This window comes from Pseudoduganella sp. RAF53_2 (genome assembly GCF_052113985.1).
Taxonomy (GTDB): domain Bacteria; phylum Pseudomonadota; class Gammaproteobacteria; order Burkholderiales; family Burkholderiaceae_D; genus Rugamonas.
Genome location: NZ_JBFRDW010000469.1, coordinates 1 through 4,884 on the forward strand (window position 1 = coordinate 1; position 4,884 = coordinate 4,884).

The window sequence follows — 4,884 nt, forward strand, 5'->3', positions numbered from 1 at the left end:
CAACGCGCCCGGTGGTTTCGGCTTCACCTGCGAGATTTCCTACTCGCCGTGGAAGCCGCTGCCGGTCGATGGTGATGACCTGATCGCGCGCTGTGTGGCCGATTGCGTCAAGGTCGGATTCATCAAACCGGACGACGAAGTGGTCACCGCATCCATCGTCGACATGCCTTACGCCTACGTGGTCTACGATCACCAGCGTGCTGACAATGTCGCGACCGTGCGCGCCTGGGCCGAACAGCACGACATCATCCTGGCCGGCCGCTACAGCGAATGGGAATATTACAACTCTGACCACGCTTTCCTGGCCGGGAAGAAGGCGGCCGAGAAAGTAAAAGCCGGCACAATCGAAACGGGGCCTGCCGTCAAAGCGGACGGCTGATTCGCGGCCGCTCGCGTATCTTGAGGATGCCAATCACATTGCAAAGCCGCATACGGCAAAGCACGAGGGCATCCTCTTCCTCCGCCTCCACCTGCAGATCCACGTTCATCCCGTGCACACCCGGCGCCATGCTGACGCCGCGTAGCTGCACGCCTCCGCGCCGGATAATGGCCAGCGCAGATTCCAGCGAAGTGGTGGCGCTATCCACTTCGACGCGCATTCTGAAAGAAGTCTCCATGACGAAATGATAGGCTGCCGTTGGTGGAATAGGCATCCAAAGATTACTCAGAAACCTGCCAATTGAAGAAGATTCTTCTTTCTCGGATAGAATGCAAGGATCGACATTCTGCAAAGCAGGCAAAATCATGGAACAACTGGACGAAATCGACCGCCGTATCCTGCGCGAACTGCGCCGCGACGGCCGCGTAAGCAATACCAAGCTGGCCGAGAAAGTAGGCCTGTCGACCACACCATGCTGGAACCGCGTGCGCGCCCTGGAAGAAGGCGGCGTGATCGAAGGCTACACGGCGCTGYTGAACCAGGAGGCGCTTGGCTTACCGGACACCGTCATCATCGAGGTCACGCTGGAACGCCACGACGACTCCATGCTGGAAAAGTTCGGCCGCGCGCTCGCCACGCTGCCCGAAGTGATCGAGGCTTACCTCCTGACCGGAGAATATGATTACCTGATCAAGGTCGCCGTGGCCGGCACTGCCGGTTATGAAGAATTCCTGCGCAAGAAGCTGTACAAGCTGCCCGGCCTGCGCCACAGCCGCTCCACTTTCGTGCTGCGCTGCCTGAAGCGCGAGCATTCGGTCGAACCTTAACCTTGCAGCAGCGCGAGCACGGCGCTTTCATCGGGATCGAGTTCGCCGCCGCAGCCTTCGCCCAACAGAACACCGCACATATAAGCATCCAACACGCCTGGATGCACGTAGCACTTGCGGCAGACGGCCGGCGTATTGCCCAGCTTTTCGGCCACACTTTCGATAGCCCGCACCACATTGCGCCTGGCTTCCGTCTCCGATTCAAAATGGCCAGCCTCACGCAGCGCCAGCGCCGCCAGCACCGTGCCGGCCCAGGTACGGAAATCCTTGGCCGTGAAATCCTCGCCACTGATGGCGCGCAGATAATCGTTCACGTCCGCGGAACCGATGGCGTGGGTATTACCTTCCTCGTCCACATACTGAAACAGGTCCTGGCCGGGCAAGTCGCGCATGCGCTGAATGATGCGTGCCAGGCGGCGGTCGCTGACGCGCACGGCATGGCTGATGCCACTCTTGCCACGAAAACGAAATTCGACCGCGCTGCCGGCGATGCGTACATGCCGGTTGCGCAAGGTCGTCAGGCCGAAGGACTTGTTCTCACGCGCATACTCCTCATTCCCGATGCGCATCAGCGTCGCTTCCAGCAGATATACAACAGTGGCCAGCGCCTTTTCGCGCGGCAGTCCCGGCAGGCTTAGCGCTTCATCAACCGCACGCCGGATCGACGGCAAGGACGTCGCGAAGTTGGCCATGTGCTCATACTTCGCTTCGTCCCGCACGGTGCGCCAGCGCGGGTGATAACGGTATTGCTTGCGGCCGCGCGCATCACGTCCCGTGGCCTGGAGATGGCCGTTTGGCTGGGCGCATATCCACACATCCGTCCAGGCAGGCGGAATCACCAGGGAGCGTATGCGCGACAGCACCGTTTCATCGCGTACCGCAGCGCCGTCGGCATCCACATAACGAAAGCCATCGCCCTGCGGCACGCGCCGATAGCCTGCGGCGTTGTCGCTCACATAACGCAACCCGGCCAGTCGGGCTGCCGCTACACCATTGATCGCGGAATCGTCGGGTTTCATGATGTGCAAATCCTACCGCCCCTGCGAAATACGCGGCTCACGGTTGCGCGCGCTCTTGGTGAGGCTGAGGTACAATGCCGCTTCCCCCTTTAGTACCAACGGCCCGCAGGCCCCGGAGCAAGACGCATGAAATATCTCCCTGCCTTAGCCCTGGCACTCGCCACGGCAAGCAGCGGCGCGTTCGCCGCAGACACAGTTGAAGAAAACCTCGGTTGGCATACGTCCGCCGAACTTGGCGCAATTACCACCAGCGGTAACACCACCGGTACCACGGTCACCGGCAAAATCGACGCACGTCAGGAAATGCAGGACTGGAGCAATCAATATATTGCGACCGGCTTCTTCAAAGACGACCGTTTCAAGGACGACCAAGGCGTATCGCACAGCAAGCGATCCGCTGAGCGCTTCTCGCTGTCCGCCAAAGCCGGCTACAAGCTGGTGGATGACCAGGAAAAGCTGTTCGCGCTCGGCTCGTACGTGGACGACAAATTCGGCGCGTTCACCCACTACACCACGATCGCAGTGGGTCACTCAAGCCGCTGGCTGGACTCGCCGAACAAATCGCTGGATGTGGAACTCGGTCCTGGCTATATCAACCGCACCCGCTCCACCGGCGAGGAAGAAAGCGGCTTGACCTTGCGCGGCGCGGCTAACCTGCGCTGGAAGATCAGCCCTTCGGCTTCCTTCTCGCAGAGCGTGACCATGGAAACCGGCGCCGGCAATGTGCACTCGGTGGCGGAAACGGCTCTCAGCACCAAGATCAACAGCACCATGCAGATGAAGGCGGCATTCAGCGCCCGTAACGATACCAGCGTCCCGGTGGACAAAAAGAACACCGACACGCAAACCTCGGTGACCCTGGTCTACTCGTTCTGATTCAGTGCGATAGCTGTTTCTGCGTCTGGTACAGGCGGGCATAGATCCCGCCTTGTGCCAGCAGCGAGTCGTGGCCGCCGATTTCCGCAATCGCGCCTGATTGCATGACCACGATACGGTCCGCATTCTCGATGGTGGACAGGCGGTGCGCGATGACCACGGTGGTGCGCCCTTCCATCAGTTTCTCCAGCGCTGCCTGCACCTGGCGCTCGGATTCGGTATCCAGCGCGCTGGTCGCTTCGTCCAGGATCAGGATCGGCGCGTCCTTATACAGCGCGCGGGCAATTGCCAGGCGCTGACGCTGGCCGCCRGACAGGCGCAAGCCATTCTCTCCGACTTCCGTTTCATAGCCTTCCGGCAGGCGCGCGATGAATTCGTGTGCATAGGCCGCACGGGCCGCCGCTTCGATGCGCGCGCGGTCCGGGTTCTCGTCGCCATAAGCGATATTCGCGGACAGCGTGTCGTTGAACAGCACCACATCCTGGCTAACCAGAGCGATCTGGCTGCGCAAGTCCGGCAGGCGGTATTCGCGCAGGTCGACGCCATCCAGCAAGATGCGGCCGGACCCGACATCATAGAAGCGCGGCAGCAGGCTGGCCAGCGTGGTCTTGCCGCTGCCCGAACCGCCCACCAGCGCCACCGTTTCACCGGCGGCGATATCGAGCGACACATTATGTAAGGCCGGCGCAGCGTCGGCATCATCCACGTTGTAGCGGAAGCCGACTTGCTGCAGTTCGATGCGGCCTTGTGCGCGCTCCAGCGTGCGGGTGCCGGTATCGGGTTCAATTGGCGCGTCGATCAGGCCAAACACCGACTTCGCTGCGGCAAGCCCGCGCTGTAGCGGCTCGTTAATTTTGGTCAGGTTCTTGATCGGCGACTGCATGATCAGCAGCGCCGTCAGGAAGGCCACGAAAGCGCCCGGCGACAGTGCACCGGCGCGGGCGCGCAGCAGCGCCACGTAAATCACGGCGGACAACGTCGCCCCCACCAGCATCATGATGACGCCGGAGTTCATGGCAGCCGTTGAGGCATGTTTCACCGCGATCTGGCGATTCAGCTTCACCACTTCATCGAAGCGTTTCTGCTCGTATTTCTGGCCGCCGAAAATCTTCACCACGCGCTGGCCGCCAATGCTCTCGTCGAGCACGCGGGTCAGCTCTCCCATTGCATCCTGGGCACGTTCGCTCAGGCGGCGCATGCGGCGCGCGGCGAAAGTCACCACCAGTGCCACCAGCGGCAACAGGACAAGGCAGAAAGTGGCCAACTGCCAGTCGATCGTGAACAGCGAAACCAGATAGCCAATGGTACCCACCGAATCGCGCACCGCCACGTTGACCACGTTCAGGCCCGCCTGCGACACCTGTGCAGCATCGAAGGCCACGCGCGACAGCGTGGTGCCGGTGGAGGACTGATCGAAATAGCGGTTCGGCAGGCGCAGAATACGGGCGAACATGCCTTCGCGCAGATTGGCCTGGACACGCTGCGTCAGCCAGGTCGAGCCATAATCGGCAAAGAAGCTGCTGACCATGCGCACCATTGCCAGCGCCAGAATCAGTGCGGGAATCGCCCACAGCATGGAGTCGCCGCTATTCTTCGGCAGCAGGCTATCCGCCCATCCCTGCACCACGCCCAGCATGCCGCCGACGTGATGAGTGGCCCCCGGTCCTTCGGGGCCCAGTCCATCGATCACGTTTTGCAGCTGGCGGACCAGCAGCACGTCCGTCGTCGCCGCCACCGCAACCGCCACCAGCGTGGCGATAACGACCCCGATATAGGGCTGGAA

General features: G+C 61.5%; 5 protein-coding genes and 1 pseudogene. 3 read left to right on the forward strand and 3 right to left on the reverse strand.

Translation table 11 applies throughout. The features are described from left to right. A pseudogene (locus AB4Z11_RS23085) lies at positions 1-379 on the forward strand (FAD-dependent oxidoreductase); the annotation flags it as partial. Here the strand turns inward: AB4Z11_RS23085 and AB4Z11_RS23090 are convergent. Beyond that, positions 363-746, reverse strand: a complete 384-nt coding sequence (locus tag AB4Z11_RS23090) for a hypothetical protein (protein WP_442027931.1) — start codon at positions 744-746, stop codon at positions 363-365. The pseudogene AB4Z11_RS23085 and the gene AB4Z11_RS23090 overlap by 17 nt on opposite strands. Between AB4Z11_RS23090 and AB4Z11_RS23095 the strand changes: the two genes are divergently transcribed. Further along, positions 745-1,206, forward strand: a complete 462-nt coding sequence (locus AB4Z11_RS23095; protein WP_442027932.1) for an Lrp/AsnC family transcriptional regulator — start codon at positions 745-747, stop codon at positions 1,204-1,206. The genes AB4Z11_RS23090 and AB4Z11_RS23095 overlap by 2 nt on opposite strands. Here AB4Z11_RS23095 and AB4Z11_RS23100 read toward each other — a convergent pair. Then, positions 1,203-2,225 (reverse strand): DNA topoisomerase IB, encoded by a 1,023-nt coding sequence (locus AB4Z11_RS23100; protein WP_442027933.1) that lies wholly within the window; start codon positions 2,223-2,225, stop codon positions 1,203-1,205. The two genes, AB4Z11_RS23095 and AB4Z11_RS23100, sit on opposite strands and share 4 nt — an antisense overlap. Before the next feature lie 126 nt (positions 2,226-2,351). On the opposite strand from AB4Z11_RS23100, the gene AB4Z11_RS23105 reads away from it, so the two are divergent. Next, the gene (locus AB4Z11_RS23105; RefSeq protein ID WP_442027935.1) at positions 2,352-3,101 is read left to right on the forward strand and encodes a DUF481 domain-containing protein; all 750 of its coding nucleotides are present in this window, start codon (positions 2,352-2,354) and stop codon (positions 3,099-3,101) included. Position 3,102: 1 nt separating this feature from the next. Here the strand turns inward: AB4Z11_RS23105 and msbA are convergent. Continuing rightward, positions 3,103-4,884, reverse strand: a 1,782-nt coding sequence (msbA, locus tag AB4Z11_RS23110) for a lipid A export permease/ATP-binding protein MsbA (RefSeq protein WP_442027936.1), incomplete at its 5' end; no start/stop codon positions are given.